General features: G+C 43.6%; 32 protein-coding genes. 12 read left to right on the top strand and 20 right to left on the bottom strand.

Annotated elements, in window-relative coordinates; all coding sequences use genetic code 11:
* Positions 1 to 39 precede the first annotated feature (39 nt).
* The 8 genes from thiM to ACE1TF_RS11405 form a co-directional block, all read right to left on the bottom strand.
* Entirely contained in the window at positions 40 to 783 is a 744-nt protein-coding gene (gene thiM, locus ACE1TF_RS11440) for a hydroxyethylthiazole kinase (protein ID WP_375016818.1), read from the bottom strand.
* A gap of 70 nt (positions 784 to 853) precedes the next feature.
* Positions 854 to 1660: an ectoine/hydroxyectoine ABC transporter ATP-binding protein EhuA gene (gene ehuA, locus ACE1TF_RS11435; protein WP_375016816.1), complete on the bottom strand. Its 807-nt coding sequence runs from the start codon at positions 1658 to 1660 to the stop codon at positions 854 to 856.
* Positions 1660 to 2328: an ectoine/hydroxyectoine ABC transporter permease subunit EhuD gene (ehuD, locus tag ACE1TF_RS11430; protein WP_375016814.1), complete on the bottom strand. Its 669-nt coding sequence runs from the start codon at positions 2326 to 2328 to the stop codon at positions 1660 to 1662. The genes ehuA and ehuD overlap by 1 nt, the downstream gene beginning before the upstream one ends.
* Entirely contained in the window at positions 2325 to 2993 is a 669-nt protein-coding gene (gene ehuC / locus ACE1TF_RS11425) for an ectoine/hydroxyectoine ABC transporter permease subunit EhuC (RefSeq protein ID WP_042400309.1), read from the bottom strand. Before ehuC ends, ehuD begins: the two co-directional genes overlap by 4 nt.
* Positions 2994 to 3093: 100 nt before the next feature.
* A complete protein-coding gene (locus ACE1TF_RS11420) occupies positions 3094 to 3990 on the bottom strand; it encodes a transporter substrate-binding domain-containing protein (protein WP_375016812.1) in 897 nt (298 codons plus the stop codon).
* 254 nt (positions 3991 to 4244) lie between these two features.
* A complete protein-coding gene (locus ACE1TF_RS11415; protein ID WP_375016810.1) occupies positions 4245 to 4706 on the bottom strand; it encodes a hypothetical protein in 462 nt (153 codons plus the stop codon).
* A gap of 1 nt (position 4707) precedes the next feature.
* Complete coding sequence (locus tag ACE1TF_RS11410) at positions 4708 to 5277, bottom strand: GNAT family N-acetyltransferase (RefSeq protein WP_042400377.1); 570 nt, start codon at positions 5275 to 5277, stop codon at positions 4708 to 4710.
* Between the two features lie 100 nt (positions 5278 to 5377).
* Positions 5378 to 5575: a cold shock domain-containing protein gene (locus ACE1TF_RS11405; protein ID WP_042400300.1), complete on the bottom strand. Its 198-nt coding sequence runs from the start codon at positions 5573 to 5575 to the stop codon at positions 5378 to 5380.
* A 302-nt stretch (positions 5576 to 5877) separates the two neighbouring features.
* Between ACE1TF_RS11405 and ACE1TF_RS11400 the strand changes: the two genes are divergently transcribed.
* Genes ACE1TF_RS11400 through ACE1TF_RS11390 form a run of 3 tightly spaced genes read left to right on the top strand, consistent with a single transcriptional unit; the run spans position 5878 to position 8831 of the window.
* Positions 5878 to 7611 carry a carbon starvation CstA family protein gene (locus ACE1TF_RS11400; protein ID WP_042400297.1) on the top strand — a complete coding sequence of 578 codons (1734 nt, stop codon included), beginning with the start codon at positions 5878 to 5880 and terminating at the stop codon, positions 7609 to 7611.
* Between the two features lie 11 nt (positions 7612 to 7622).
* Entirely contained in the window at positions 7623 to 7886 is a 264-nt protein-coding gene (locus tag ACE1TF_RS11395; protein WP_042400294.1) for a cory-CC-star protein, read from the top strand.
* A 21-nt stretch (positions 7887 to 7907) separates the two neighbouring features.
* Positions 7908 to 8831, top strand: a complete 924-nt coding sequence (locus tag ACE1TF_RS11390) for an ArsA family ATPase (protein WP_375016807.1) — start codon at positions 7908 to 7910, stop codon at positions 8829 to 8831.
* A 57-nt stretch (positions 8832 to 8888) separates the two neighbouring features.
* On the opposite strand, the gene ACE1TF_RS11385 is transcribed toward ACE1TF_RS11390, so the two are convergent.
* The 3 genes from ACE1TF_RS11385 to ACE1TF_RS11375 form a co-directional block, all read right to left on the bottom strand.
* Complete coding sequence (locus ACE1TF_RS11385) at positions 8889 to 9503, bottom strand: spore coat protein (protein WP_375016805.1); 615 nt, start codon at positions 9501 to 9503, stop codon at positions 8889 to 8891.
* A 63-nt stretch (positions 9504 to 9566) separates the two neighbouring features.
* On the bottom strand, positions 9567 to 9863 hold the full coding sequence (locus ACE1TF_RS11380; RefSeq protein WP_375016803.1) for a cupin domain-containing protein: 297 nt from the start codon (positions 9861 to 9863) through the stop codon (positions 9567 to 9569).
* Positions 9838 to 10617 carry a YqcI/YcgG family protein gene (locus tag ACE1TF_RS11375; protein WP_375016801.1) on the bottom strand — a complete coding sequence of 260 codons (780 nt, stop codon included), beginning with the start codon at positions 10615 to 10617 and terminating at the stop codon, positions 9838 to 9840. The genes ACE1TF_RS11380 and ACE1TF_RS11375 overlap by 26 nt, the downstream gene beginning before the upstream one ends.
* A 109-nt stretch (positions 10618 to 10726) precedes the next feature.
* On the opposite strand from ACE1TF_RS11375, the gene ACE1TF_RS11370 reads away from it, so the two are divergent.
* Positions 10727 to 11347: a LysE family translocator gene (locus ACE1TF_RS11370; RefSeq protein ID WP_375016798.1), complete on the top strand. Its 621-nt coding sequence runs from the start codon at positions 10727 to 10729 to the stop codon at positions 11345 to 11347.
* 155 nt (positions 11348 to 11502) lie between these two features.
* Positions 11503 to 11751 (top strand): hypothetical protein, encoded by a 249-nt coding sequence (locus ACE1TF_RS11365; RefSeq protein ID WP_042400292.1) that lies wholly within the window; start codon positions 11503 to 11505, stop codon positions 11749 to 11751.
* A gap of 66 nt (positions 11752 to 11817) precedes the next feature.
* Here ACE1TF_RS11365 and rarD read toward each other — a convergent pair whose 3' ends face one another.
* A complete protein-coding gene (rarD, locus tag ACE1TF_RS11360) occupies positions 11818 to 12732 on the bottom strand; it encodes an EamA family transporter RarD (RefSeq protein WP_042400290.1) in 915 nt (304 codons plus the stop codon).
* 113 nt (positions 12733 to 12845) lie between these two features.
* Here rarD and ACE1TF_RS11355 point away from each other — a divergent pair, with 113 nt between their 5' ends.
* From ACE1TF_RS11355 to ACE1TF_RS11345, 3 genes are read left to right on the top strand one after another with little or no spacing between them, the layout of a single operon-like run.
* A complete protein-coding gene (locus tag ACE1TF_RS11355) occupies positions 12846 to 13067 on the top strand; it encodes a DUF1659 domain-containing protein (RefSeq protein WP_042400289.1) in 222 nt (73 codons plus the stop codon).
* 29 nt (positions 13068 to 13096) lie between these two features.
* Positions 13097 to 13327, top strand: a complete 231-nt coding sequence (locus ACE1TF_RS11350; protein ID WP_042400287.1) for a DUF2922 domain-containing protein — start codon at positions 13097 to 13099, stop codon at positions 13325 to 13327.
* A gap of 12 nt (positions 13328 to 13339) precedes the next feature.
* Positions 13340 to 13465 carry a YvrJ family protein gene (locus ACE1TF_RS11345; protein ID WP_081829189.1) on the top strand — a complete coding sequence of 42 codons (126 nt, stop codon included), beginning with the start codon at positions 13340 to 13342 and terminating at the stop codon, positions 13463 to 13465.
* Positions 13466 to 14663: 1198 nt separating this feature from the next.
* Here the strand turns inward: ACE1TF_RS11345 and ACE1TF_RS11340 are convergent.
* A complete protein-coding gene (locus ACE1TF_RS11340) occupies positions 14664 to 15008 on the bottom strand; it encodes a YflT domain-containing protein (RefSeq protein WP_042400280.1) in 345 nt (114 codons plus the stop codon).
* A 124-nt stretch (positions 15009 to 15132) separates the two neighbouring features.
* Between ACE1TF_RS11340 and ACE1TF_RS11335 the strand changes: the two genes are divergently transcribed.
* From ACE1TF_RS11335 to ACE1TF_RS11325, 3 genes are all read left to right on the top strand, one after another.
* Entirely contained in the window at positions 15133 to 16914 is a 1782-nt protein-coding gene (locus ACE1TF_RS11335) for a S9 family peptidase (protein WP_375016794.1), read from the top strand.
* A 90-nt stretch (positions 16915 to 17004) separates the two neighbouring features.
* On the top strand, positions 17005 to 17394 hold the full coding sequence (locus tag ACE1TF_RS11330) for a FixH family protein (RefSeq protein WP_052363745.1): 390 nt from the start codon (positions 17005 to 17007) through the stop codon (positions 17392 to 17394).
* Between the two features lie 80 nt (positions 17395 to 17474).
* Complete coding sequence (locus tag ACE1TF_RS11325) at positions 17475 to 18116, top strand: lytic transglycosylase domain-containing protein (RefSeq protein ID WP_375016792.1); 642 nt, start codon at positions 17475 to 17477, stop codon at positions 18114 to 18116.
* Positions 18117 to 18175: 59 nt separating this feature from the next.
* Here the strand turns inward: ACE1TF_RS11325 and ACE1TF_RS11320 are convergent, their stop codons facing one another.
* Positions 18176 to 19117 (bottom strand): NAD-dependent epimerase/dehydratase family protein, encoded by a 942-nt coding sequence (locus ACE1TF_RS11320; RefSeq protein WP_375016790.1) that lies wholly within the window; start codon positions 19115 to 19117, stop codon positions 18176 to 18178.
* Between the two features lie 41 nt (positions 19118 to 19158).
* Complete coding sequence (locus ACE1TF_RS11315; protein ID WP_375016905.1) at positions 19159 to 20340, bottom strand: glycine C-acetyltransferase; 1182 nt, start codon at positions 20338 to 20340, stop codon at positions 19159 to 19161.
* Between the two features lie 242 nt (positions 20341 to 20582).
* Here ACE1TF_RS11315 and ACE1TF_RS11310 point away from each other — a divergent pair, with 242 nt between their 5' ends.
* Positions 20583 to 21065: a flavin reductase family protein gene (locus ACE1TF_RS11310; protein ID WP_042400274.1), complete on the top strand. Its 483-nt coding sequence runs from the start codon at positions 20583 to 20585 to the stop codon at positions 21063 to 21065.
* A gap of 13 nt (positions 21066 to 21078) precedes the next feature.
* Here ACE1TF_RS11310 and ACE1TF_RS11305 read toward each other — a convergent pair whose 3' ends face one another.
* From ACE1TF_RS11305 to trhO, 5 genes are all read right to left on the bottom strand, one after another.
* A complete protein-coding gene (locus ACE1TF_RS11305; RefSeq protein ID WP_375016787.1) occupies positions 21079 to 22467 on the bottom strand; it encodes an MDR family MFS transporter in 1389 nt (462 codons plus the stop codon).
* Positions 22468 to 22512: 45 nt separating this feature from the next.
* Complete coding sequence (locus ACE1TF_RS11300) at positions 22513 to 23916, bottom strand: DHA2 family efflux MFS transporter permease subunit (protein ID WP_375016785.1); 1404 nt, start codon at positions 23914 to 23916, stop codon at positions 22513 to 22515.
* 31 nt (positions 23917 to 23947) lie between these two features.
* The gene (locus tag ACE1TF_RS11295) at positions 23948 to 24835 is read right to left on the bottom strand and encodes a TetR/AcrR family transcriptional regulator (RefSeq protein ID WP_042400271.1); all 888 of its coding nucleotides are present in this window, start codon (positions 24833 to 24835) and stop codon (positions 23948 to 23950) included.
* 190 nt (positions 24836 to 25025) lie between these two features.
* Complete coding sequence (locus ACE1TF_RS11290; protein ID WP_375016783.1) at positions 25026 to 25625, bottom strand: nitroreductase family protein; 600 nt, start codon at positions 25623 to 25625, stop codon at positions 25026 to 25028.
* 11 nt (positions 25626 to 25636) lie between these two features.
* Positions 25637 to 26572: an oxygen-dependent tRNA uridine(34) hydroxylase TrhO gene (gene trhO, locus ACE1TF_RS11285; protein ID WP_042400364.1), complete on the bottom strand. Its 936-nt coding sequence runs from the start codon at positions 26570 to 26572 to the stop codon at positions 25637 to 25639.
* Positions 26573 to 26922 lie beyond the last annotated feature (350 nt).

The following is a 26922-nucleotide window of genomic DNA, read 5'->3' as shown; positions in this document are numbered from 1 at the left end:
CCAACTAAACACGCATCCGACACTTCTGTATTATTACGACTACGTCTGTTTGCTTAGCTCGTCGAGGAAGTGGGCTTGAAAGGTCCCAATCCCAGCGTACTGACTCGTCTCATATGCCCGCTCGGCAGCTATTGTATAGTCTCGTACTGCTTCTGTAGTTAACACCGTAGCATCATCTTTTTTCACACTCACATAACTTGCAATAACGGCCCCGAGCAGGCAGCCAGTCCCGACTACTTTAGTTAGCCAAGCGTGACCTTGGGTCAGTACCGAAGTTGTTGCGCCATCACTGATGGCGTCTGTTTCTCCAGTTACGCAAACGATTGTTTGCAACTTACATGCCGTTTGCTCTGCTAGTGTTGCAGGGTCTAAATTGCTCATTCCCTCAACGCCTTTAATCTCTGAATGGGCACCAAGAAGCGAGGCGATTTCACCAGCGTTCCCGCGGACAACCGTCATGTCCACTTCCTTTAGTAGTCTTTCAACGCTCTCTGTGCGATACGTCGTTGCCCCAACAGCGACTGGGTCTAAGACGATTGGTACTCCATGTTTGTTCGCTGATTTTCCAGCGATAATCATCGCTTCTAATTGTGCATCTGTAAGCGTACCTGTATTGAGTAACAGGCCATTGGCTGCGGCTGCAAGTTGTCCTGATTCTTGCGCGTTTTTGCTCATGACCGGTGACGCCCCGATCGCTAATAAGCCATTTGCTGTAAAATTTGTTACGACATCGTTTGTCATACAATAAATTAACGGTTGAAGTTCGCGTAATTGCGTATTCATCATCATCCACTCCTAAAAACATCATAACGAAAAAAAAGACTTGGTGAAACACCAAATCTTTCTTCTCTTATTACGCGTGTGACGAATTAAATCTTCCTAAGAACGACTTCAACCGGTCACTCGTTGGATTCTCAATGACGTCATGAGGGGTTCCATGCTCTGCAATTAAGCCATTATCTAGGAACAATACACGATCAGCCACATCTCGAGCAAAGTCCATCTCGTGAGTGATGAGCATCATCGTCGTTTCTCCCTCTGCAGCAATATCTTTAATAACTTCCAATACCTCCCCAACTAGCTCAGGGTCAAGCGCTGCAGTTACCTCATCAAATAACAACACTTTCGGCTGCATAACTAGCGACCTGGCAATCGCTACTCGCTGCTGTTGGCCACCTGATAACTGCGAAGGATACATGTCGACCTTATCGCTAAGCCCTACCTTCTCAAGCATTTGTTTCGCTCGTTCGGTCGCTTCTTCTTTTGACAAGCCGAGCACATGAATCGGCGCTTCAGTGCAGTTGCGAATAATGCTCATGTGAGGAAATAAATTGTATTGTTGGAACACCATCCCGATCTTCCCTCGCACTTTTCGCAAGTGTTTTTCATCTGCTGGCTGTAATTTTCCGTTCACTTCTTTATGCCAAAGCATTTCTCCATCTACTTCAATCGTTCCCTCTGTCGGTTCTTCCAACGTCATGAGCATACGAATAATCGTCGTTTTTCCAGACCCTGAAGGGCCGATCAGTGCCACCTTCTCACCTTCGTGTACATTTAAGTTCAAATCATTCAAGACGACATTGTCCCCAAACGCTTTCTTTACATCTTTATAACTAACGATAACTTTACGATCGTTTTGTGCATGATCAACTTCAGTCATTATGCCTTCACTCCTTTTTCAGCGCTTCCAGGTAACTGTCCTGACTTTCTTTCCAAGTATCGTATGAACAGTGCACACGGGTAACTAAGTACAAGGAAAATAAAACCAACAATCGTAATCGGTTCTAGGAAGCGATAACTTTCTGCTCCAATGGAACGAGCAATCATCATCATTTCCATTACATAGATACCCATTAGAAGAGGCGTTTCTTTAAACAAGACAATCAAGTAGTTTCCAAGCATCGGAATGACCGGAGGGATCGCTTGAGGTAAAACAATCTTCTTCCATGTTTGTGCTCGTGAGAAATTCAATGCTTTACTTGCTTCCCATTGACTCTTCGGTACCGAATTAATCCCTGAGCGGTACACTTCGGATACATACGTACTATAGTGAACACCGAGCACAATCGCCCCTGTTAAAAAGGGCCCCATATCAAAAGCAAAATACACGAAAAATAGTTGCACGAGCGGCGGGGTGACACGGATAAATTCAATGATCCCCGCAACGAGTAGAGATAACGGCTTAAAACTCGAGCGTCTTAAAAGCGTCAGCACAAGCCCGAGCGTTAACGAAATCGCGTAGGCAGCAACGGTCGCACCAATCGTTATCCAAACACCTTCGAGGATTCGCGGAAAGATTTCAAATGCAAATGCCCAATCCCATGTCATGCTGTACTCACCCCTTTAGAAGCACGCTTTTCAAGCCACCTCGTTAAGAATACGAGCGGTAAGGCCAAGACGAAATACGTTAACAATAAGTACGTATAGATTTCAACTTGAGCAGAAAGTGATGTGTTAGAACTTCTTAAGATATTCGCATTGAACGTCATATCTGCAAGTGATATGAAATAGACGAGCGACGTTCCTTTCAACAGTTCAATCGCATTATTGCCAAGTCCAGGCAACATAAGCCGTACCGCTTGCGGCAAGATGACTCTTCTCATCGTTTGGAATTTCGACATGTTTAAGGAAATGGCCGCTTCCGTTTGCCCTTTTGGTACGGCGAGTACAGCCCCTCGAACGACTTCAGAGGCATACGCACCGTAATTCAGACCTAATGCTAGCCCCCCTGCAACAAATGCAGAGACGGTAAAAGGCATAAGCGAGGGAAAAGCGTACGCGAAAAAGAACATTTGCACGAGCAAAGACGTTCCTCTAAACAATTCCACAAATACCGTTGCAAAACCTCGAACAATGGCTAATCGACTCGTTCTCGCTAAACCCATGACGAGGGCAATGGAATACGCAAGCACTGCGCCAAATAAAAATGCTTGTACGGTCGTTGAGAGACCGCCTAAAATGTAAGGCAAAAACGTATCGATGTTCGTGAACATCTTCATTCTCCTCTACAACTGACATGTGTGCTACTAATGAAAAAAACACGGCGGCATTTAACGTCCACCGTGCTTTATCAAAACGTCATCGATGCTTTACTTACTCTTCATCGTCTTCTTCGTCTTCAGCGCCAGCACCACAACGTTCTTCCGTCGTCACACCTTCAACGACATTGTCTTCACTAAAGCCGAATTCTTCAAGAATGGCAACAAACTCATCGGTACCTTGTAATTCTGCAAGTGCTTCGTTATACGCCTCGCGTAGATCGTCATCATCATCTCTAAATAAAGCAGCACCGTAAGCAATTTGTTCTTCCCCACCAATAACAGGGTTTGTGAAATTCTCCGGTTGTTCAATCAAATCTGCGTTCGCTGTCTCCATCGCCGAGTTCATCGTTGCATCTGTCATAACCGTCACGTCGGCATCACCAGACTCAACGGCAGCAATGTTTCCAGGAATATCATTTGCGGGCAGAATATCGAGATCAGCATCCGGGTCTAGACCTTGTTCTTCAGCGATGTCTTCAAGAAATCCAACTTGGTTCGCACCAGACATGACTGAGATGGTTGCTCCCGCTTCCACTGCATCTTCATAACTGTGTAAGTCCATAGGATTTCCCGCTGCTACGGCCATGCCTTCACCGTAGCTGTATTCTAGCTCACCGAAAGAGGCGTTATCACAACGCTCAGGTTGCACATCCATCCCCGCTGTAACAACATCATAGTTTCCTGCATTCAAACTTGGAATTAAGTTGTCCCAGTCTGAAACTTCAGCATCTACAACTTCAACATCCATTCGTTCAAAGACCGCTCTTGCAATCTCAGCACTAGCTCCTGTAGCTTCATCCGTACTAGTATCTATGTATCCGTACGGCTCCTCATTCGCTACACCAAGCGTAACACCATTGTCTTGATAGTCTTCAAGAGAAGAGCCACCACATGCGGCAAGGATCAACGCTGAAAATGCAGTGACGCTCACAACTCCGAATTTTCTCATTCGTCAATTTCCCCCTAAGATTCTTATTATTTCTATTATACGTTATCACTACGCGGTCATTCGCCTGAATATGCAAATGACCGTAGCTTTTACTTATCTTATCACATATAAAAAATGGTTCAAACTTCCTTATTCTTTGATATTATCGCAACATTATTCGACATTAACGAAAAAAAGCCGTATTAAGAAATAATATCAGAGTATCTTACGATTGATCCTTATATCTCTTATATACGACCTTTTGTCAGAATTTATTACAAGCTACGTTCTTTCATCATCCGCTTATACCTGGAATGCACGTTAAAATTGACGATAATTAACGCGAGCGGATAAATGACAGGTAGCGCAAGAGCTTGTTCATCGACATTGATTACATCAAACTCTTCTAAAAGTCCGATGACAATAAGCGCAATTCCAACGAACCACAAACTTACCCGAAAGCTCACTCGGTAGTCATGGTAAGACTCGGGCGCGATCGTTTGTTCAAAGGCTAGCACTTGGCGGTACTTCGGGATAACCATCGCAATAATTGGCCGCTTGCTCGCCCCTTCAATGATTGCCCAACCAATAAAGATAACCCCTAATAGTGGGACAGCGACAGAAAATGCCATCACATCAAACGCGATTAAATACAAAAAATAAGCCACTGTGAATAGCACACTCACAATAGCGTGATCCCACTTCTTCCATTTTAAATAGTCATTTGTTTCCATCATACTAAAGCGTCCCCTTTAATTGTTCCTGCTGCTCAATCCACGATGATTTAAGAAGACTGTATTGATAAAGGTCATGGTAATGGTCATACAGCCATTCGCCGTCTCTTACAATCCCTTCTAGTTCAAACCCTAGGCGTTTTGGGATGCCTTGACTCTCATAATTCTCTACACCACAGTTAATTTGAATTCGATTTAATTGATATTCTGTAAACAAAATGTCGGTACATTTCGCCACTGTCTTCGTCATAATGCCATTGCCTATCGCATCTTTTTCTAGCCAGTAACCTAGGGTCGTCTTTTTGCTTCCCCAATCGATGTCATGCAAACCGACCATCCCGACAAACTTACCGTGATGACGAATAGCGGCATTAAACCCCCGACCTTCTGCGAACTGCTGGAGCCAGGCAGTTATAATGGGCTCATAATCATATGCACTCTTTACTTGATCAACCCACGGAAGCCAGCGTCTCAAGTGACCACGGGCGCGCTGTACACACGCATACAAATCATTGGCATGGTGCATCTCAATGAGATGCAGATGGAGGTTCTTCTCTACTTCAACTTGAAACAATCTCATTCACCGCTGCCTCTCCATTAGATAATATGTACATTCAACATAAAAGAAAAGAAGCAGCTACAATCTTGCAACCGCTTCCATCCAAGTTCGTATTCTATTGACGCACAACGTTAGCCGCTTGTGGGCCTCTGTCGCCTTCAACGATTTCAAATTCTACGGTTTCTCCGTCATCTAGTGTCTTAAAACCTTCCGTTTGAATGGCAGAAAAATGTACGAATACATCGTCTCCATCTTCACGTTCAATAAATCCAAATCCTTTTTCTGCGTTAAACCACTTTACTGTGCCTTTCATTTTAAAGGCCTCCTTACTATTAAATCTCAAGTGAAACGGTGTGAAACAACTATCCAGGATCTACTGCATATCCAATACATCTAAGCAGAGGCCTTTCAAATTCCAACACTGCCATCACTCAATCACCTACAAATTACCATGTTTCTTCCTAAATTGCAACTATATTTTTCTAAAAATTTCATTGATTCGGTGAAATTCACTTTCTTTTTTAATGAATTATAAAAATTCTCTATATATTTTAACAGATTGCCTTTATACTAATGGCAAGCGCTTACACATTATTAATAAAGGAAGTGATTGCTTTGCCGGGTATCGTACTTGCGCTCATCGGTATGGTCGTTTTTGCATTAGGTTATCGGTATTATTCTAAATTTATTGCAGAGCGTATTTACCGCCTCGATCCGAATTTCCGAACACCTGCGCATGAATTTAATGACGGTGTTGACTTTGTGCCGACGAAGAAGTCAATTGTTTGGGCTCACCACTTTACATCCGTAGCCGGTGCTGCCCCAATCTTAGGACCAGCGATTGCAGTGTATTGGGGATGGCTGCCTGCTTTTCTATGGGTCGTGCTTGGCACTGTATTTGCAGCAGGTGTGCACGACTTCGGTTCCTTAGTGTTATCAGTGCGTAATAAAGGGCAATCGATTGGAACGATTGCTGAGAAGTTAATTGGTAGACGTGCAAAGTTATTGTTCCTTTTCATTATTCTTATACTCGTCCTCATGGTTAACGCTGTATTTGCTTGGGTTATCGCCAACCTATTTGTCACTTTCCCAGCAAGCGTATTGTCGATTTTCATTCAAATTCCGCTCGCACTCATTATCGGGGTTTACATTCATCGCAAAACGAAAAGCATGTTGCTTCCGTCCATTGTTGCGCTCGTCGTCATGTATGGCTCAGCCGTGCTCGCGAGTGAAATTCCGGCGTTGCAGATTGATCTTGTCCAATATTTTGGTGGAGAAGGTGCAACGTTTATGTTTGGAATGGACGCTGTATCTCTCGCGTTTCTCGTCTGGATTGCCATATTAATGGTTTACGTCTACATAGCCTCAACACTACCGGTGTGGAAATTACTTCAGCCAAGAGATTACATTAATGCGCAACAGCTCGTCATTGGACTGATTATTTTGTACGCAGGACTTTTTATCACCAACCCAACAGTCACTGCTCCTGCGACACGTACAGTCGACGATGTTTCTTGGTTGCCGCTCCTCTTTATTACGATAGCTTGTGGCGCGATTTCAGGTTTCCACTCACTCGTTTCTTCTGGTACGTCATCAAAGCAATTGAACAACGAAAAAGATGCGAGAGTTGTAGGTTACCTAGGAGCCGTAGGTGAAGGGGTACTCGCACTCATTTCCATCATTGCGGTTGTTACACTCTTCTCATCTGCCAATGAATTTACAGCTGCATATAGTAGTTTCAATGTAGCAAATGCCGATGGATTAACGAACTTCATTATGGGTGCAGGGGTGTTAGCCTCAGGTCTTGGTATTCCTGAGGGAATGGCGCAAACCATTGTTGCGGTGATCGTCATTAGCTTTGCAGCAACAACGCTAGACACAGCCGTTCGGCTCATGCGTTACATCATCTCTGAAATTGCAGCAGAGTATAAAGCCTATGCACTAACGAAGAAGCATGTAGCCACTTCAATCGCTGTAGGTTCCAGTGCTTTACTCGTCCTTATCCCAGGAGATGATCGCGGATTCGGCGCAGGAGGTTATCTACTATGGCCATTGTTTGGTACGTCTAACCAATTGCTAGCGGGTATTGCCTTACTATTAATTACCATTTGGTTACGAAGACTTGGTCGAAATTATCTCGTCACGCTCATTCCGATGATCTTCTTGCTCGTTATGACAATGTATGCAATGATTCTACAAATTACAACAGAATGGCTGTTTACAAGACCCGATGGTGATCTACTCTTATTTGTTCTCGGTTCAATTATCTTCGTGTTTGCTGCCTGGATTTGTATTGAAGCAATCACACTATTTAAAAACGAAAAACCTCGTCGAGACCTCGACGTATAGTAGGTGATTTTATGACTTTTGTTTCAAAGATGAAGCAAGCATTCGCTTGGTATGATGAAGTTTTAAGACTTCCCCATCGTGCTGAGGTCAAACGTGAGTTGCGCGAAGAAGATGACCTATTTCATCTTCTTTGCTTCTCAGAGTTGCTTGGCTTGCCGAATCCCGTCTCGTATTACACACTGGAATTATATCCTGAGATGATTGAGAATTTTCATGAATGGCATTTGCGTATGGGAATGGAAAAGTCTCCATTGGATAACATTCGGTGCTGCTAAACAGAGATAGAGGTGAAAGTGATGTCAAACGATCAGATCATTTTCTTTGGAGGGAAAGGTGGCGTTGGGAAATCAACGTCATCTTCTGCGTATGCATTGGCGCGAGCTTCAGCTGGCGAACGCGTGCTTCTTGTTTCTACAGATCCAGCCCACAATTTGCAAGATTTATTTAACAAACCGATCGGGAATACGATTACACCCCTTGAAGGCAATTTGTTCGGTTTGGAAGTTCATGCCCCAACCGAAGCAAAACGATATATCGCAGGTGTAAAAGAAAATTTAAAAAACCTCGTTCATTCTCATCGAATCCCTGAGGTTCATCGACAAATTGATTTGGCTGCACAGTCGCCAGGCGCTGACGAAAGCGCACTGTTTGACCGGTTAGTGTCGATCATTTTAGATGAAACAAAGAATTTCAGCCGCATTGTTTTTGATACGGCTCCGACTGGCCACACCCTGCGGTTGCTCACGTTGCCAGACCTGATGAGTGCCTGGATTAATGGGATGCTTAAACGCCGGAAAACGGTGACTGATAACTATAGCACTTTGCTCAATGACGGAGAACCGGTGGAGGATCCGATATATCAAACTCTTATGGAAAGAAAACAGAAGTTTTCTTCAGCACGGACGATTCTTCTTGATCGGACAAAAACCCAATTCGTCTATGTGCTTACACCAGAGAAATTACCCATTGAAGAGACGACGCGGGCTGTTGAACAACTCGCACAACATCAAATGAATGTACATACCATCGTCGTCAATAAATGTATGCCTGAAGGTGTCGACTTGCCCGCCTTTTTTCTCAATCGAAAACAACAAGAGGATTATTATCGTACGCTAATCGACGATCGCTTTAAAAGCCAAAGACGCATTTACGTTCCCTTACAAGATTCAGACATTTCATCAGTCGAAAACCTAAAACAAATCGCTAACTATTTCCCTTAAAACAAACGCCCCAAATGCTTGTGTAAAACACAACATTTGGGGCGTTTGTTTTTCATGTTAATGAGGGGGATTGGTACCCGTTTGCATTTTAGTGTTACTCGTCGTAAAGCTATTAAGCATCTGATTCATATCTTGACCATTCAGTTTAGGTACTTGGTAATATCCGTGTTTATTTTGATATAAGAAGATATCATACGCCATTTCAATAAGGTCTGGCACGCTATCTGCGATGACTCTTCGAAATACCGGGTTCGTCACTTCTGGAGCTGCCATAGCAAAAAGCGAGCTCGTTGACTTGATCAGTCCGAGCATGTGGGCAGAAACCCCCGTTTCTTTCACTTCACTCAAGTTAGCATTCGGTTTCTTCGGCGCAGACGGCGTGATGCCGTACGTGACCGTATGAGATTGTGTCATCGCATAAGGCTTGATGTCTGTTGTTGGTTTTTGACCCGTAGAAAAAGCTTCTACCATCCGATTATACTGCGCTGTTAAATAGTCGTACTGCCGCTCAAGAATATCAAGCAATTGTTGATCTTTTACGTATGGTTTAAAGATCATATACTGATCCAACACGTTAATCATGCCTGCCAGCATCTCATGGCCATCAAAAAGTTCATGACCACCGTGGTTGGTCATTGCCGATGTATCGTTTGGCTGTTGTTCACCTTGCATAGAAACGCCTCCTTCTCATTTCCTCATAGTATGAAGAGAGGCGAGCTAATTCATGCACAATTATTACGATTTAAGCACAGCGATGACATACGTGCAACCATTCGGGCCAGCTTTTGAAGAGTGAGGCGTATTTCTTTTTAACGAGAGGCGGTCTCCTTTAAAGCAAGTAAATGGCTCACCATCAATATAAAACGTGATTGAACCACGAATCACATGGAGCAATTCATCAGACGGATGCGTATGAGGCTCGTGTTCGTGATGAGGTAAGTCTCGCTGAACTTCTACCGACCCTGTCTGACAAGATGGCAAAAGATCAGAAATTACATGGTCAAGCTTAACGACTTCCGTAGCTGTTTTCATTCACGCTTCCCCCTTTATAATGGAACGGACATTTGCTTTTTTGTTCACGATTGTCTTCGCCAAGAAAATACTGCTTCCATTCTCTTCCTCCAGGTTCTCCGTACCATTTTAAGTCTGGATGAGGTAGCGTCTCATCATAGTTTTCAAGGTGATGCCGCACAAGGCTTTGAATATGACGCCCTCGCTTCGTCGTACCATCAATGTCATCAAATACCCACCTCGGCTGAAAGGTAAGCATAAACGTTTTTGCTGATCTGCTTTTTCTTTTCACATGGGCAGGGGTATTGCAAACGACAAACAGTGGCTCACCTGCGTAGCTAAACTCCCATAAAGGTTCACTCGGATGAACATCAACCTCTTTTGGCCATTCGCTTTCGTCAATGGTATGCAGGCGTTGCAACACATTCCAAAACTCTTCTTCGTATTCCGCGAGGTTCTTCGTTTGTTCATCTGGCTGAAAAAACGCAACAAATGATGTGTTTCTACCATACGTGCGACTCGATTGAACGTAATGAGTCAAACGAGAGGCTAAATGCGTCAAGTTGTGACGATCATGATGAGGAACAAAGCAAAATTCCAATTCGCCCATTTTCAACCCGTGCACACCGAGTACACACGGAAACACCAACTCATCGTCGAGAAGATCCCCACAAAAGCCACGAAATACCTCGCGCTCCCACCCCGATGCTGATTTGTCCAGGTAATAATCTTCTGCTTGCTGTACGGTAGACAGCTGAATAAGACCTACCTCCATTCTTTCTGTAATCCATACATATGTACGGCAATATTTATAACTTATGTATTGACAAGCCTCTTATTTCATACAGTGATACATAGGGACAAGGATGTAGGGAGGAAAGGCAATGGAATTGTTTCTCGTATTCAAAATGATGATGCTCGGGGTAAGTTTAGCGGCACCGGTCGGCCCAGTGAATATTGAAATGATTAAACGAGGCATTCATGGAGGGTTTTTCCCTTCTTGGTTAACAGGGTTAGGTGCAATGACCGCTGATGTATTGTTCCTCGTATGCATCTACTTCGGCATGACTGCATTTATTTCGCAACCAGCGGTAGAAGTTACGATTACGCTCATCGGCGTTGTGTTACTGTCCTACTTGGCGTGGTCAGCATTTGCGACAGGTATGAAAGGTAACATTCTCCAAAGTATGCAACAACGTCACATCGGCGGGTCTTCCTCGTTTTTCACTGGGTTTGGAATGGCGCTGTTTAACCCGATCAATTTCGTGTTTTGGTTTGGAATCTTCGGTTCGACATTATCTGGCATCGCCCATTTTTCATTATCAGAAGTATTGCTGTATAGTTTTTTTATTATATTTGGTGTGATCCTCTGGAATTTAAACATTGCACTAACTGTACATTTCTCCCGACATTTAATCAATGATGGAACCCTTCGCGGCCTTATGTTTGTGTGTAGTATTGTTCTCGTTTACTTTGCTGTTGACATGACGCTTCGCCTCATTTAACTGCCCAAAAATCAACAACCTCTCAGGAAGTGCGACAAAATACTAATATTCGACAAAAAAACACTAAAATTTCCTATTATTTATTACAAATTCTAATTTTTTTCTACGGTTATATTATTTAGAATTAAGAAAAGAACTTGAAAGGAGTACAAGCCATGGAAGACAAACTCTCAAAATTCGAACGAATTGCCAAAAGAAGAACGGAGGAAACCGTAAAAAAGATTCGCTTAATCGGTAACCTCTCCAACCGCAATAATTATGAATATACTGAGGAGCACCTGGATCGAATTTTTGCCGCACTTGAGAATGAACTAAAAGCAGCAAGACGTAAATTCCAAGGCCATACAAGTTCACCAGACTTTCAAATGTCTTTCGATCGGCAAGCTCGCAAGAAAACAAGCTAGTTATGAATGATTAAACCCTTGATTCTCTACATTTGGAGATCAAGGGTTTTTATCTGTTATCAAAAGTTAATGTTGAACGCCAGGCGAAAACCTAATGCGAAACCGCGAATAAGAAAATAATAAAAGCCCTACCCAGATCATTGCAAAAGAAATGAGTTGAATCGTACTAAATGGCTCTTGAAAGATAAATACACCGATGATGAGCATAAACGTTGGCGCAACATACTGCAAGATACCAATTAAAGAGAAGGTAATCCGTTTCGCCCCGACAGCAAATAATAGTAAAGGAAGTGCTGTTGCTAACCCACCACCTATTAATACAATCGACAACATCGGATCCGTTGTCACAGAAAAACTACTCGTTCCTTGAAATGAAAGCCAAGCCAAAAAACCTAATGCGAACGGTGTCACGAGTAATGTTTCAATCGTTAATCCACTGAGTGCACCAATTGGTACAAGCTTTTTGATGAGTCCGTAACCACAAAAACTTAAGGCAAGAACAAATGCTGCCCAAGGAAAGTAGCCATAATAGACGGTCATAATTAAGACGCCTACGACTGCAAAAAGAACGGCGATGATTTCTTTCTTTGCTAATTTTTCATTTAGGAAAATTGTAGCGAGCAATACATTCATCAATGGATTTATGTAATAGCCAAGACTTGCCTCAATAACACGGTCTGTGTTGACAGCAAAGATAAATACAAACCAATTTATTGAAATGAGTATTGCTGCTGCACTAATCGCCATCGCTGTTTTCTTTTTACGAAACACACTGGCAATTTCTTTCAACGTGGTCGTTCCTTTACCTATTGCCAAAAGTAAGATCACCATAAAAAGTAGCGCCCATACGACTCGATGAGCAAGGGTTTCCATCGGGGCAGCTGCTTCTGTCATCTTCCAGTATAACGGCAAAAGTCCCCACAATACGTAGGCGACCAATGCAGATCCTGCACCTAATGCTGCTTCTTTGTTGTTATGCATCTCATCCTCCCCATTTCCCTACCCATTTTACGCTTATTTCAAAAATTTGCACACAATCACCCTCCCCTTTTCTTCTATTTCAAACGATCTCTAACATGAAGGAGGTGATACGAATGCAACCTGCAAATACAATGGTGGAACTACGGTTTCTAGAAGACTTTACAGAAGAAGGTGAAGAGATTCACTTCGTCCGTCGCATGAACAATGTCAAAGCTTCTGCAACAGATGGTGCTGTTCGCACGGTCATGTTATCTTTTTCAGAGCTTACCGAACTGCCTCTCGTCGCAGCTATTCGACGAAATGATTACGATTTATTGCAACAACAAAATGATTAATTAATGCTCACTTGAAAGGAGAGTACGTGATGACTGAAAATCTTGAATTGCGATTTCGCAACAGCGAGAACCGCATGAGCACGTTGTCCATTCCTGAACCCGCGCACACATTAACTGCCGAGCAGTTAGAAATGACTATGAATACGATCATTGAAGAAAACGTATTTACGTCTAGTGGCGGGGATTTGGCTACAATTGTTGATGCACGCATTGTGACAAGAACAGTGGAACCGTTGTTCGAAGCGACCAACGAGCAATAGAAAGGAAATAGAATGATGGATGAATGGCTCCCACTTCTTTTAAACCATGGATTTGCGGCAGTTGTCGCATTTTACTTGCTGCATCGAATGGAAAAGAAACTAGACCTATTAATCTCCGCAGTATGTAACTCCTCGTAAAAAGTGGCTGCCCACTATTTAAGGGCCCGATCACTGAAAAACGGATGACCCGTAACTGGGCATCCGTTTTTCAGTGTGGTCACAGACTTCTCAGAACACCATTAGAAATAGTGATTTCCTTATTAAGAAGGTGACACCCTCTCATCCACTCCTAGTTAACCAACGCCTTGTTTAAACGCCTACGAGACGTCGGCATGATGCATGCCGACGGAAGTTGTTTATCTTCGGCACCTACGGTGCCGATGGTTTCTTGCCCTCTAGGTTTATGTGAATAAACAGAGTTGAAGTTCGGTATTGGTCGCTGTTAGTCACAGATAAGCGGTAATGTTTTTGAGGTGGTCCAGATCGTTTCGGAGGGTGATCTAGATCGTGCGTCTCCTATTCATCCCCAAAAATAAGCGATCAGCGCCACCGCCGGTGCTGAAATTAGTGAAAAACGATCTATATAGAATGAACTTAACATTTTCCTGATTGCGTAGTTGGGTTGGAGGGGAGCGCGGTGCTATTTTGCGCGCAAGTTTGTCTAGTTTAACGATTTTGGCGCTCATTCCGCTTAACTCCTGCGCAGTTTGTTCCAACTAAAGCGCAGATTCCAGGCTTAAGTGCCAACGACACGTCGGCCCCGGCGGGGCCGACACGAAACCGCACTCGGTTCGGCGCGAACCGCGCCGACGTCTTGTAGGTACTTCGAGGCGGGGATGTATACATGACCCGGTGATCTGTTACCGAGTTTGCTCATTCTGTTACCGAGTTTAGGAAAATATATCGCTTTTCCTGCGATTTTCCTAAACTTGAGAACAGTTCGGTCGCAACTCGAGCACAGTTTCCACTTTACCGAGCTACTCATTGGTTCTTAAAGAAATCCTCTCGCTCAACATATAAGAATCGAGTGTCTCCTAAAATTCCCCAAATGTTTTTTTCTAGTCGTTAAAGGTAGCGTTGTATTCTTTCATGTCAGCGGCTCAAGCCAGTATTGCTCCATTGATTCAATGAGGCAGTGAACGTGACTGTTTGTATTATTTTTTCCTTAAATATTTAAAGATCCTCATGTATAGAGCGACTCCTCTCTACCTAACTTTCACCCGCTTTTAAACCGTATTTAGCTTTTTACAGTGATAAGATTCAACTCCAATGAAAAAAGCCTAACAGAGCTCATGGCTCTGTTAGGCTTTTTCTCTATTCTTTACATGTGTTTAGCTTAGAGCGACACTCCTGCAGGTGCATCTTTGACGACGACGATTACTGCGCCTTTGTCTAGTTCACCTTCTAGGTTGTTAGCTTCGGTTTCTGAAAAACCTAGCTCTTGGAATTGTGCACGTAATTCGTCACCTTTTTTGCGGAACACATTCTTTACAGAAGTAGTTAGTCCGGTTTCGCTCATGCCTACAGTTTCGGCATCGGCACGATTAGCGACACGCTTTGTATGATCGTCGTCGTGGGTGAGTACATATATTTGGTCTTCTTCTACTTTTTCTTTGAGTTGATCAATTGCTTTTACTGCTTCATCATCATTCATAAATTCTTTATATACAGGTGCTGTCATTGTTATCATCTCCTTAGTATAACTCTTCCCACTCAAACTCCTTCTAAAACATATAAAAAAGCAGGATTTTCTTCAGCGATCAAGAAATTTACAGGTGGTAAAAAAAACGACAAGAGGTGACAATATGTTTTCTTTTCCAAAGCCGAGTTATGAACAGTTTTTCCATACGTATCCGATCCAAACGTTCGCGGTATCTCGCGATGAAAAAAAGTTAATGTACTCAACAAATATGAGCGGTTCATATGAAGTTTGGCGTATGAATTTGTCGACTGGCTTCTCTCAACCGATTACTTCGATTGGTCAAAGCAATTTTGGCATGACGTTTTCTAAAGACGGACAGTCGTTAATTACGTCATTTGATAACGACGGAGATGAAAATGCACAAATTTATGCCCTTCCCGAAAGTGGTGGAGAACTCCTTCCTCTTCTTACTGGTGAAGGCGACCGGTTTATGATTGGGGAATTAACAGACGACGGCAACACCTTATACTATACAACGACGAAAGACAATTCAACGTTTCTAAACATTTGTTCATATGATCTCGTTACGGGGAATCATTACGTCATGATTGAAGGTAAAGATGCGGCTCACATGTTTATTACCGCCTCGAAATCTGGAAAAGTCGCGTACATGAAATTATTTGCAAACAGTCACTCCCCGGCCTTTATTCTCGCTAATGGCAAAACCATTCCGCTTGCAAATGACAGTGAACAATCGCATAACGTAGCGGGTGGACAATTCATCGGAGAAGATACATTTTATTACTTAACGAATGAAGGGTCTGAAACGAGTGATCTAGTGAAGATCGACGTTACGACCGAAAAGATCGAGAAGTTAACCGATGAGCCTCACGAAGATTTTACTTCTATGAGCTATGACAAACAAAAACAACTGCTTTATCTCGTATCTAGCTCTGGCGTTGAAGATACGCTTTACGTGTACGATATTCAAGCAAGCACGCTCGTTCAAACCGAACTGCCTGTAAGCATCGTCGAAAAACTGCACATCGGTGAGTCGGGGGCTCTCTACTTGCTCGGACGCGGAGCAACGTCGCCATTTAATTTGTATAGAAGACGTGAGAATGAAAAGTGGGCACCTTTGACGGAGTTCAGCATTCCAGGTATAGACGAGAAAGAATTGAGCGAGCCTGATGTCATTACCTATCGTTCATTCGACGATACAGAAATTGAAGCACTGTATTTTAAAGCTCACCGTGAGAACAACAACGGCAAGCTTGTCTTATGGCCACACGGCGGTCCACAAGCTTCGGAACGAAAATCATTTCGTGCGATGTTTCAAGCGATGACGTATGCTGGTTTTTCCATTATCGCTCCGAACTTTCGCGGGTCGTCTAATTATGGGAAAACGTTCATGAAGCTTGTGGAAGGTGATTGGGGTTACGGTCCACGTTTAGATAACGTCCACTGTCTAGATTATATGATTGAGGAATACGGCTACAAAAAAGGAGAGACCTTGCTCGTAGGCGGAAGTTATGGTGGGTATATGGCTCTCCTTCTTCACGGTAGACACCCCGAATACTTTAAAGCTGTCGTTGATATCTTTGGTGTTTCGAATTTGTTTAGTTTCTATCATTCTGTTCCAGAATTTTGGAAACCGATTATGAAAACGTGGATCGGCGATCCTGAAACCGACAAGGAACGGTTTACGAGAGACTCACCGATTACTTATTTATCTTCTATGACGAAGCCGATGTTAGTCGTACAAGGGGCAAACGACCCTCGCGTCGTACAAGAAGAATCAGACCAGATTGTGGAAGCGTTGCGCGCGCAAGGGTCTGAGTTAGATTATCTCGTTCTTGACGATGAAGGACATGGCTTCTCGAAGAAAAAGAACGAAATTAATGTCACAAAAAAGATCAACGAATTTCTACTAAAATTCGTCTAACTACTTTAACTCCATGAAAATATGGTGAACAATTCGTTTACGACTTCTCCACACCTCCGAGATAAGGTAAGATAATGCTGAGGTGATGGTGTGTTAAAAAGAACAATACTCATTTTGACTATTGGACTGCTTACAGCTTGTAGTCAAGATACAGAAGAGCAACCTGAGCTTTCTACCGAACCGATCGAAGTTGACGTATTAAATGAAGCATCTGCAAGCGTCGGCGATGACGTAACTTTTGAAATTGAAGTAACACAAGCAGGTGACGGTGTGGAAGATGCCAACGAAGTCATCATTGAAGTGTGGACGGATGGCGAAAAAGAAAACAGCGCTATGGTGCCTGCAGAACATACAGAGAATGGCGTCTACACAGCTGATTTCACTTATGCAGAGCCTGCCCTCTACTATGTTCAGCCACATGTAACTGCTCGGGGTATGCATTCGATGCCTGTTCATGAAGTGGATGTATCTGACAATTAAGCGATACCGTGGACAACCTATGGCTTTGAGCGATATGATGGAATGAGTAGGAACGTGGAGCAAGTGAGGATGATGGAACGATGCCGAAGTCAAAACGCAAATCTAAACGTCTGTTACTATTTGGAATTCCTGCTGTCTTCACGATTTTAGCAGTAGGAGTCGTAAGTCTATTTTATTTCATCTCCAATGAGCAACAATTGGACCGTATTCTGAATGGATCAATATCGGGGTTTGCGCCGAATGAAATTCCTGCAGAATACATTCCGATCTACCAAGAAGCTGCCGATGAATTTGACATTCCTTGGGAGTTACTTGCAGCTGTTCACCGGGTAGAGACGCGTTTCTCAACGATGGATCCGATGGTTTCCCCGGCGGGTGCTGAAGGGCCAATGCAATTCATGCCTTGTACTTGGTTTGGTTGGAGTCACCCGACATGTGAAGGAAATGGCGCTGGAGAGATCCCAGCAAATGTACTCACTGACCCAGATCAAATTGATCTACATGGTGGGTATGGCATGGATGTTCAAGATAAAGGTGTTGCTGACCCTTGGGATCATGAAGACGCCATTTACGCCGCCGCAAGATACCTCGCGTCCAACGGCGCTGCGAACGGTGAGATTGAGGAAGCCCTCTTCGCTTACAATCGCGCTGACTGGTACGTCGAGGAAGTGATTACGTACGTGGAGGCATATGATAATGATGGCTATGAGGTCATCGATTAGTTATAAAAAACTGCAAAAAAATCCCGAGTTACGATAAGTTACTCGGGATTTTTGCTTTGTTAATTTGGTTTCACTTGTTTGAGCATATCGGCAGTCATTCGGTCCAAGTCATATTGAGGATTAAACCCGAACTCCTCTTTTGCAGCTGTCGGGTCGATATGATCTGGCCAACTTTCTGCAATCGCTTGACGAATCGGATCTACATCGTAGCTCAGTTCGAACTCAGGAATATGCTTACGAATGGACGACGCAACTGATTCCGGGTCTACACTCATCGCCGTGACATTGTAGGCATTTCGGTGAATCAAATCACCAGACTCAGCTTCCAGTAGACGCATTGTTGCACCAATAGCATCTGGCATATACATCATATCCAAATACGTGCCTCGATCAAGGAATGACGTGTAGCTCTTTTTCTTCACAGCTTGATAATAAATATCTACTGCATAGTCTGTCGTTCCACCACCAGGTGGGGTCAAATACGAAATAAGACCAGGAAAACGAAGACCACGTGTATCGACACCAAACTTCGTAAAATAATAATCACATAGAAGTTCACTTGCGACTTTACTCACACCATAAATTGACGTTGGTCGTTGAACGGTCACTTGTGGTGTATTGTTTTTAATCGTCGAAGGACCAAAAGCCCCTATACTGCTCGGAGTGAAAAATTTGCAGTTTTCTTCACGTGCTACTTCTAGACTGTTCATGAGGCCATTCATGTTGATGTCCCAAGCACGTTGTGGGTGCTTTTCAGCGTTAGCAGAGAGCATCGCAGCAAGATGAATAATCGTATCAACCTTGTGCTTCTTTACGATATCTAGTAGTTTTTGACCGTCCATAATGTCTAACGTTTCAAAGACCGCACCCTCTCCAAATGCGCCCTCGCTGTACCGAATATCTGTTGCAACGACATTGTCTGTACCATACTTCTGCTGCAGTGCTGCTGTTAACTCTGATCCAATTTGACCAAGCGCACCCGTGAGTAGAATCTTTTTCATTTATGATGCTGGGCAATCAACGTCCGACTGCCCTTCCCCCTTTACACGTTTAATTCTTTTCCTAGCTTTTCGTACACTTGGAGTGCTTCGTCCAACTGCGCTTTCGTATGAGCGGCGGTTGGCATATTTCTAACCCTTCCTGTTCCTCTAGGAACGGTTGGGAACACGATTGATTTCGCGTAGATGCCTTCTTCCATCAACCGCTTGCTAAAGGTTTGCGTCTTGTTCTCATCACCAATAATCACAGGTGTAATTGGTGTTTTAGTCTCGCCAATTTCAAATCCGAGCTTTTTCAACCCATCCTGCAAGTATTTGGCATTCTCCCAAAGCTTCTCTTGCAGTTCTTTTGATTCCGATAAAATGTCGATGGCTTTAATGCATGCCGAAACATCAGCAGGACTTAGTGACGTCGAGAATAGGAACGGTCTTGATTGAACCTTGAGCCAATCAATGAGTGCTTGACTACCGGCTACGTAACCACCAACAACTCCGATTGCTTTTGATAACGTGCCCATTTGCATATCCACACGATCAGACAACCCGAAATGCTTAACTGTCCCTTTTCCATCGCCAAGCACACCAGAGCCGTGTGCATCATCGACGTAAGAGATCAAGCCGAATTCTTCAGCAATCTCAACGATTTCAGGCAGCTTTGCTACATCCCCATCCATCGAGAATACGCCGTCAGTAATGACCATAACTTTTTCGTATTCTTTTACGGCTTCACTTGCTTTTTGACGAAGATCTTCCATGTCACTATGATTGTAACGAATGATTTTCGCTTTCGATAAGCGGCAACCGTCAATAATGGATGCATGGTTCAACTCATCCGAAAGAATCGCATCGTTTTTATTCATTACTGCAGAAATGGCTGCCATGTTACAGTTGAAACCTGATTGATAGGCAATCGCCGCTTCTGTATGTTTGAACTGAGCCAACTTCTCTTCAAGCTCTTCATGGATCTTTAGTGTACCGTTAATCGTTCGTACAGCACCAGAACCGACGCCAAACTGTTCTACCGCGTTAACAGCTTCTTTCTTTAATCGCTCGTCTGTTGCCAACCCTAAATAGTTGTTTGAAGACAAGTTAATCATCTTTTTGCCATTCAATGTAATCTCTGCGCCGTTTGCACCGTCCAACGGGTCAATGACATTATATAAACCTTTTTCTTTCAATTCATTTAATCCTTCATTCAAAAACGTGTGTAGCTTTTCGCTAGGCATGACTTCGCCTTCCTTTCTTAGCATATCCTACCCCTATCATACATGACTTCTTCGCAGGAATACACCGATTGACTTCAATATTGTTCTTCCCTAAAATAATCATTCAATTCTTACACTGAAGAGCTGATTACTCGCCTTTCGCACGCTCACTTGTTAGAATAACAGATGCGTACTTTTTATTTGAATCATCATACGTTAATAGTATAGATCTAATTTAGGTAGCAAATGAAGGAGTGTCTGACATGGACGATCATCTATTCCGTCGTGCGATGGCGAACTTTACAACAGGAATAACCGTTGTCACGACTGAAAATAACAGAGAGATTCACGGCATGACAGCGAATGCGTTTATGAGCATCTCATTAGAACCTAAACTCATTGCCATTTCTGTTGACCATCGAACGAACATGTACAAAAAAATAACCCAGTCGAAACGATTTGCTGTCAACATTCTCGACACGTCGCAAGAAGACATTTCGAAGTTGTTTGCAAATCAAGTTCCAGGTAAAGAGCAGTTTGCTTTTGCCGACTTTAACGGCTATCCCGTCATTCCAGAAGCGATGGTCCAGCTCTTGTGCACCACATACGATGAGGTAGAAGCTGGCGACCACACGATCTTTATTGGCGAAGTTCAAAACATGCAGTTAAACGACAAAGACGTTGAAGATCCACTCGTCTACTACCGAGGCGCATATCGTTCTTTGAATGAAAAACCACAGCAATAGCGCTGTGGTTTTTCTATTGATCTTTGTTCTTGAATTGAAAGGTGAGCACAAAACCGATTGCAGCCAACACCGACGCGATAATAAACGTCATGTTTACACCGTAAATGAGTGACTCGACTTCGCTCGCGTACGCGCTAACCGTGGCGGTTGTCATAATGGTGACAAACAGTGCCGTTCCAATTGATGAGCCGACTTGCCTTAACGTATTATTCATCGCCGTACCATGGGGGATAAGTACTCGTGGCAAGTCGTTAATCCCTGCGGTTGTAATCGGCATCATGGCCATTGCGGTTCCGACCATGCGAATGGCATAACCTACACTCAAATATGTGGCTGACGTGTCTGCCTGCAAATTCGTGAACATGACAGACGAGATAAAAATGAGAAACAACCCGGGTATCGCTAAGTACCTGACGCCGATTTTGTCAAACACTCGACCTGCAATCGGCGAAAGGATCCCCATCATGATGGCCCCAGGAAGTAGAATAAGCCCTGACTCAAACGCTGAAAAAGAATTCATATTCTGCATATAGATCGGCAAAATGGTTGCCGAACTAATCATGGATAGAAAGATAATGATTCCGATGAGCACCGAGAACGTGAAGGTGCGTGATTGGAATACGCGAAACTCAAGAATCGGTTGGTCCAAACGGAATTGTCTTCTGATGAACACGAATAGTGTTACAGCTCCGACGATAATTGGGACTAACACATTTAAACTTGTCCAATCGCCATCACCGGCAGAGCTGAACCCGAGCAGCAATCCACCAAAACCGAAAGTCGAATAGATGATGGAGCGAATGTCCAACTTTGGCTCGCGAATGGTCGCAATATTTTTCAAGAAAAAATACGCAAGAATTGTATTCACAATTCCGATAGGCAAAATGATCCAAAATAAGATTGACCAATGATGGTCTTCAACGAGCCATCCAGATAAGGTGGGCCCAATTGCCGGAGCAAATGAAATGACGAGCCCTGCCATCCCCATCGCACTTCCTCGCTTTTCAATAGGAAACAATAAAAGAAACGATGTTTGCATTAACGGCAACATGATTCCGGCTCCCGATGCTTGAATGACTCTTCCAACCATAAGCGTGGAGAATACCGGAGAAAGCGCACAGACGAACGTTCCGAACACAAATAAACCCATTGCTGTCAAAAATAATCGACGAGTGGAAAATTTCTCAATAAGAAATGCTGTAATCGGAATCATAATGCCGTTTACAAGCATAAACACTGTCGTCACCCATTGCGCTTCATTCTCTGTAATATTTAAGTCACTCATTAGGTGAGGCAACGCCGTTGTCAGTAAAGTCTGATTTAATATCGCGACAAAAGCACCGATAAGGAGAACCGTAACGATCGGTGCTTTTTTGATATGTTGCATTTGTTGATCTCCCATATGTAACTCCCCTCAACCGATACCATGAAGGCGCACCCTTTTGGGCTACGCATTCATCGAGTCGCTCGGTTCAGTTGGTTTTCTTTTGAGCAAAAAGGCAAGCAGTAATCCAACAACGGAGAAGGACCCTGCAAGTAAGAAGGCTAAATTCACGCCGCGGACGGCCCCTTCCATTGAACCGTCTGAAACGGCCCCTTGGGTCATTACTGTAACGAGGAGTGCGGTCCCAATGGCTCCCGCCACTTGTCTCATCGTATTGTTCATAGCCGTCCCGTGGGGGATTAATGAATTCGGCAAGTTGTTAATGCCCGCTGTTGTGACAGGCATCATACAAAGGGCAATCCCTAACATGCGCACAGTTGATACGAGCGTCAAGTATAGAAACGATGTGTCTGTCGAAAGTTGCGTGAGCATAAAGGTTGTCACTGTTATCATACCAAGACCAAGTAAAGATAGCGTTCTCGCCCCAATCCGATCAAAAATTCGTCCAGTGATCGGGGACATAATTCCCATTAAGATTGCTCCTGGTAAGAGCATAAGACCTGTTTCAAAAGCGGTAAACTCGTGCATATCCTGCATGTAAACAGGCAAGATGGTTTGAGATCCAATCATTGACATAAACACAATCATACCGATGATGGTCGTGAGTAAAAATACGGGATAGCGAAATACCCTGAATTCTAACACCGGTTGCGGGAGTTTTAATTGGCGAAGGATAAACAACGTCAATGTTACAACACCTATCACAACAGGGATGAGGAAGGTCGCACTCGCCCACCCTGCAGTACCTGCAGAACTAAACCCGTATAAAATTCCACCAAAACCAAATGAAGACAGAATAATGGATGTGATATCTAACTTCGGGTTTTTAAGAATCGATACATTTTCTAAACGCATGGCTGCCGCTGCAATCGTAATCAATGCTAATGGAAGAATGATCCAAAATAAAATTGACCAATGGTAAATGCCGACGAGCCAACCAGATAATGTCGGACCAATCGCTGGTGCAAAGGCAATGACGAGGCCGACCATTCCCATTGCTGACCCTCTTTTCTCAACGGGAAAAATGAGCAGCAATACCGTTTGCATAAGCGGCATCATGATTCCAGCTCCACCTGCTTGAATGACTCGGCCAGCGATTAATACTTCAAACGTAGGTGCAATTGCACAGACGAGTGTTCCGACTGCGAACAACCCCATCGCGACAAAAAACAACCTTCTTGTTGTATATTTCTCGATGAGAAAGGCGGTGATCGGGATCATTACACCGTTGACTAACATGAAGGCCGAGTTTACCCATTGTCCCATATCTGCTGTAATTCCGTAATCACGCATGATGTGGGGCAAGGCGGTCGTTAACAACGTCTGATTTAAGATCGCCATAAACGCAGCTGCCAAAAGGATGGCAACCATAGAACGAGTGTTCATTATTGATGACTGTGTACTCATGTTATTCCTTCTTTTCTTAAGTTAATACGGTCTATTCTTGAAAATGAGCGTGTTGCGCGGCAATGAGTTGTTGAAGGGTGTGGAGCTCTGACGATATCGAGACGGAGTCCGCGAGGTAGCGACCTAAAGACTCAATCATAAACTGTCTTGGATTGTCGTGAGTCGCTTCCTCAGTAAGCTTCGCCGCGGCATCGATAAGTTTGGAACGATCCTTTGCCGACGCTTCTCTTTCGACCGTGTCTTGGATGTGCCAACATAACGTACGTTTATGTGCTTCAATGCCTTCAAAGTCTTCATCGAATCGATACGTTGCGTAATCATTCATCATCTCTTCAGAGAGCAATGCTTGATTGGTAAACTGCACAGGTGCAGCCGCCTCAACAAACTCGACGACTTTATGTGCAACGTCATGTGAGTTTAAGGATTTATGTTCATCAACCATTAGACTTGTGTACTCTCGTAATGTCCCTTGAAACATGACAACAAGGTCCCATAAGTTTCCACGATAACTTCCTTTATACATCTGTTCTAAACTGTCATAATGCCAATTCATCAGAAGCGCACGGGTCCGTTTGAACATCGACATAAGCTCAGCATTTTTCTTCGGCGGTGCCGTCCGCAAAACGAGGTGCATGAACGGGCGATGCTCTTTCGTCGACTCTAATTCAGAAACAATTTTTTCGATAAGCTGTTCTCGCGGTGATTTTTGTGGATCAACTTGTAGCGTTGTTGCTCTTAGTAACATTTGCTCCAAGTTGTATTCAAACGCCTGAAGGAGCAGATCTTCTTTCGATGCAAAGTACTTGTACAGTGATGCCTTTGATATTCCACAATTCTCAGCAATGGATTGCATCGAGGTGTTGTAGTATCCGTCTATTGAAAACCGATGAAGTGATTCTTTAATGATTTTATCTTTCATCTTATCTCACTCATTCATGTGCTGACTTATCGGTTTTATGAAAACCGCTCAGTTTTAATGCTATCCTACACGGTGAACGGCTGTCAATTTATTTATTTCTACATACGAAGTAGTTTATCTTCGACAAAAAACGGGAAGTGCGGATCAATGTTGATCCGCACTTCCACGCCTTTCGTTAAGCTTACCTATATTACGATTCAATACGCTCGATTTCTTCATGAATATACGTCGTTTTCGCTTCATGAGGGACACGCTTGCCTGACTTTTCTTTGTCGGACTTCGGAAACCCTAGATAGATAAATCCAACGATATTGCCGCCTTCAGAGAGGTTGTAGAAATCACGTACTTTCTTATGATACATTGGTTTGCCTGAGCGCCAAATCGCTCCTAGCCCGAGTGCGTGAGCGGCAAGCAACATGTTTTGGGCGGCTGCATGCGCAGCTGCGTACTCTTCAATCTCAATCACTTTTTCTTTCGTGCTCGGCTCCACGGCAACCGTAACGACAATCGGTGCACGGAACGGTTTGTTCTCTGTGCTCTCAAGCTTCTCCAAATCTTTATCAGAAAGCTCGTCGTCCATTTTTTCTCGGGCAATGCTGCGAAGTACTTTGCCGAGAGAACGCCTTCCTTCGCCTGTATGCACGAAGAATTTCCACGGTTCGGTTTTATAGTGGGAAGGTGCCCAAGTGCCTGCTTCAAGAATTCGCTTTAACGTTTCCTTATCGACAAGTTCATGTGGGTCAACTTTCCCTACGCTTCTTCTCGATTGAATCGCTTCAAAAACATCCACACCGATTCCTCCTAGTAAGCTTCTTTCGCTGCATACGTGTCTTTAATTTGCGGCCAGCGGTTGCGCGGATGTTCTTTACATTCGCTCGAACAAGCCGCTTGTTCTTTTTCTTCACACGCTGTGCAACATACATATTGCCGGTTACATTCAGGGTTGGAACAATTGATATAGCGATCTTCTGTTGTCCCACAATGGTGACAGCTCGCAATCACGACATCTTCATCGGTATGATTGGCTTGGACAGAAATTCTCTCATCAAACACGTACAGCTTTCCGTCAAACAAACGACCCTGAACCTCTTCATCTTGACTATAGTTCACGACGCCACCGTGCAGCTGTGACACGTCTTCAAACCCTTTTTCCATGAGAATGCCAGTCAGTTTCTCACAACGAATCCCGCCAGTACAATAAGTGACGACACGTTTATCTTTAAGATCGGCCAAGTTTTCATCAATCCACTCCGGAAATTCTCTCGAAGAATTCACTTCCGGTTTAATGGCGTTACGAAAGTGACCAATTTCATATTCATAGTCATTACGCCCATCAATGACAATCGTATCTTCGTCAAGAAGCGCATCATGAAATTCTTTCGGACTTAAATACTTGCCCGTTTTATCATTAGGACTTACCTCAATTTCTTCATCTAAACGCCACGTAACAAGCTCTTGCTTTGGACGCACGAACATCTTCTTAAATGCATGTTCCTCGACGTCGTCTATTTTAAACCACATATCATGAAAACGTTCATCGGACTTTACGCGTTCCATATATTCATCCGTTTGCTCAACCGTACCCGATACGGTCCCGTTTATACCTTCAGGTGCGACGATTATTCTACCTCGCAACCCTAACTCTTTACAAAACTGTAAATGTTCCTCTGCATACGTTTCATAATCTGGCAGATCAACATATTTGTAATACAACAATACACGATAGTCTTTACTCATCGTTTTTCCCTCCGAATGTACATCTTGCAGTGATGTCATTGTACCCCTGGGTGGGGTCAAACCTGTATTATTATATCAGAAAAACCATAACAATTCATGGTAGCCACCTCAAAAAGTGCATCAGTCACTTCACGGGCTAAGAGGTTCCGTAACTCGGACCGTGTTTCACACGTGTTCGCTTCATGTTCAGCCGATTTGTCACAATCCAGTGACATGTTAAACTAGGTGTACACAACAAAAAAATCCCTGAACGGTTTGTAAAGGAATTTTTTCATCCATATTCCACACATCCGTTATACTGGAGGAAACGCATTCGATAAATCTCCACCTCATTCCTGATCGCATAACCT

Source organism: Geomicrobium sp. JSM 1781026 (assembly GCF_041949955.1).
Lineage (GTDB): Bacteria > Bacillota > Bacilli > Bacillales > Marinococcaceae > Geomicrobium_A.
This window is presented reverse-complemented; position numbering and strand designations above follow the sequence as displayed.

Excerpts from the sequence above, each read along its gene's own strand:
- ACE1TF_RS11305 (WP_375016787.1), bottom strand. The coding sequence starts at position 22,467 with ATGGGAGATCAACAAATGCAACATATCAAAAAAGCACCGATCGTTACG.
- ehuC (WP_042400309.1), bottom strand. The coding sequence starts at position 2,993 with ATGTTCACGAACATCGATACGTTTTTGCCTTACATTTTAGGCGGTCTC.
- ACE1TF_RS11415 (WP_375016810.1), bottom strand. The coding sequence starts at position 4,706 with ATGATGGAAACAAATGACTATTTAAAATGGAAGAAGTGGGATCACGCT.
- ACE1TF_RS11390 (WP_375016807.1), top strand. The coding sequence starts at position 7,908 with ATGTCAAACGATCAGATCATTTTCTTTGGAGGGAAAGGTGGCGTTGGG.
- ACE1TF_RS11420 (WP_375016812.1), bottom strand. The coding sequence starts at position 3,990 with ATGAGAAAATTCGGAGTTGTGAGCGTCACTGCATTTTCAGCGTTGATC.
- ACE1TF_RS11325 (WP_375016792.1), top strand. The coding sequence starts at position 17,475 with ATGCCGAAGTCAAAACGCAAATCTAAACGTCTGTTACTATTTGGAATT.
- trhO (WP_042400364.1), bottom strand. The coding sequence starts at position 26,572 with ATGAGTAAAGACTATCGTGTATTGTTGTATTACAAATATGTTGATCTG.
- ACE1TF_RS11355 (WP_042400289.1), top strand. The coding sequence starts at position 12,846 with ATGCAACCTGCAAATACAATGGTGGAACTACGGTTTCTAGAAGACTTT.
- ehuA (WP_375016816.1), bottom strand. The coding sequence starts at position 1,660 with ATGACTGAAGTTGATCATGCACAAAACGATCGTAAAGTTATCGTTAGT.
- ACE1TF_RS11320 (WP_375016790.1), bottom strand. The coding sequence starts at position 19,117 with ATGAAAAAGATTCTACTCACGGGTGCGCTTGGTCAAATTGGATCAGAG.
- ACE1TF_RS11385 (WP_375016805.1), bottom strand. The coding sequence starts at position 9,503 with ATGCAAGGTGAACAACAGCCAAACGATACATCGGCAATGACCAACCAC.
- ACE1TF_RS11300 (WP_375016785.1), bottom strand. The coding sequence starts at position 23,916 with ATGAGTACACAGTCATCAATAATGAACACTCGTTCTATGGTTGCCATC.
- ACE1TF_RS11395 (WP_042400294.1), top strand. The coding sequence starts at position 7,623 with ATGACTTTTGTTTCAAAGATGAAGCAAGCATTCGCTTGGTATGATGAA.
- ACE1TF_RS11375 (WP_375016801.1), bottom strand. The coding sequence starts at position 10,617 with ATGGAGGTAGGTCTTATTCAGCTGTCTACCGTACAGCAAGCAGAAGAT.
- ACE1TF_RS11335 (WP_375016794.1), top strand. The coding sequence starts at position 15,133 with ATGTTTTCTTTTCCAAAGCCGAGTTATGAACAGTTTTTCCATACGTAT.
- ACE1TF_RS11405 (WP_042400300.1), bottom strand. The coding sequence starts at position 5,575 with ATGAAAGGCACAGTAAAGTGGTTTAACGCAGAAAAAGGATTTGGATTT.
- ACE1TF_RS11380 (WP_375016803.1), bottom strand. The coding sequence starts at position 9,863 with ATGAAAACAGCTACGGAAGTCGTTAAGCTTGACCATGTAATTTCTGAT.
- rarD (WP_042400290.1), bottom strand. The coding sequence starts at position 12,732 with ATGCATAACAACAAAGAAGCAGCATTAGGTGCAGGATCTGCATTGGTC.
- thiM (WP_375016818.1), bottom strand. The coding sequence starts at position 783 with ATGAATACGCAATTACGCGAACTTCAACCGTTAATTTATTGTATGACA.
- ehuD (WP_375016814.1), bottom strand. The coding sequence starts at position 2,328 with ATGACATGGGATTGGGCATTTGCATTTGAAATCTTTCCGCGAATCCTC.
- ACE1TF_RS11315 (WP_375016905.1), bottom strand. The coding sequence starts at position 20,340 with ATGCCTAGCGAAAAGCTACACACGTTTTTGAATGAAGGATTAAATGAA.
- ACE1TF_RS11340 (WP_042400280.1), bottom strand. The coding sequence starts at position 15,008 with ATGACAGCACCTGTATATAAAGAATTTATGAATGATGATGAAGCAGTA.
- ACE1TF_RS11345 (WP_081829189.1), top strand. The coding sequence starts at position 13,340 with ATGATGGATGAATGGCTCCCACTTCTTTTAAACCATGGATTTGCGGCA.
- ACE1TF_RS11350 (WP_042400287.1), top strand. The coding sequence starts at position 13,097 with ATGACTGAAAATCTTGAATTGCGATTTCGCAACAGCGAGAACCGCATG.
- ACE1TF_RS11295 (WP_042400271.1), bottom strand. The coding sequence starts at position 24,835 with ATGAAAGATAAAATCATTAAAGAATCACTTCATCGGTTTTCAATAGAC.
- ACE1TF_RS11310 (WP_042400274.1), top strand. The coding sequence starts at position 20,583 with ATGGACGATCATCTATTCCGTCGTGCGATGGCGAACTTTACAACAGGA.
- ACE1TF_RS11370 (WP_375016798.1), top strand. The coding sequence starts at position 10,727 with ATGGAATTGTTTCTCGTATTCAAAATGATGATGCTCGGGGTAAGTTTA.
- ACE1TF_RS11365 (WP_042400292.1), top strand. The coding sequence starts at position 11,503 with ATGGAAGACAAACTCTCAAAATTCGAACGAATTGCCAAAAGAAGAACG.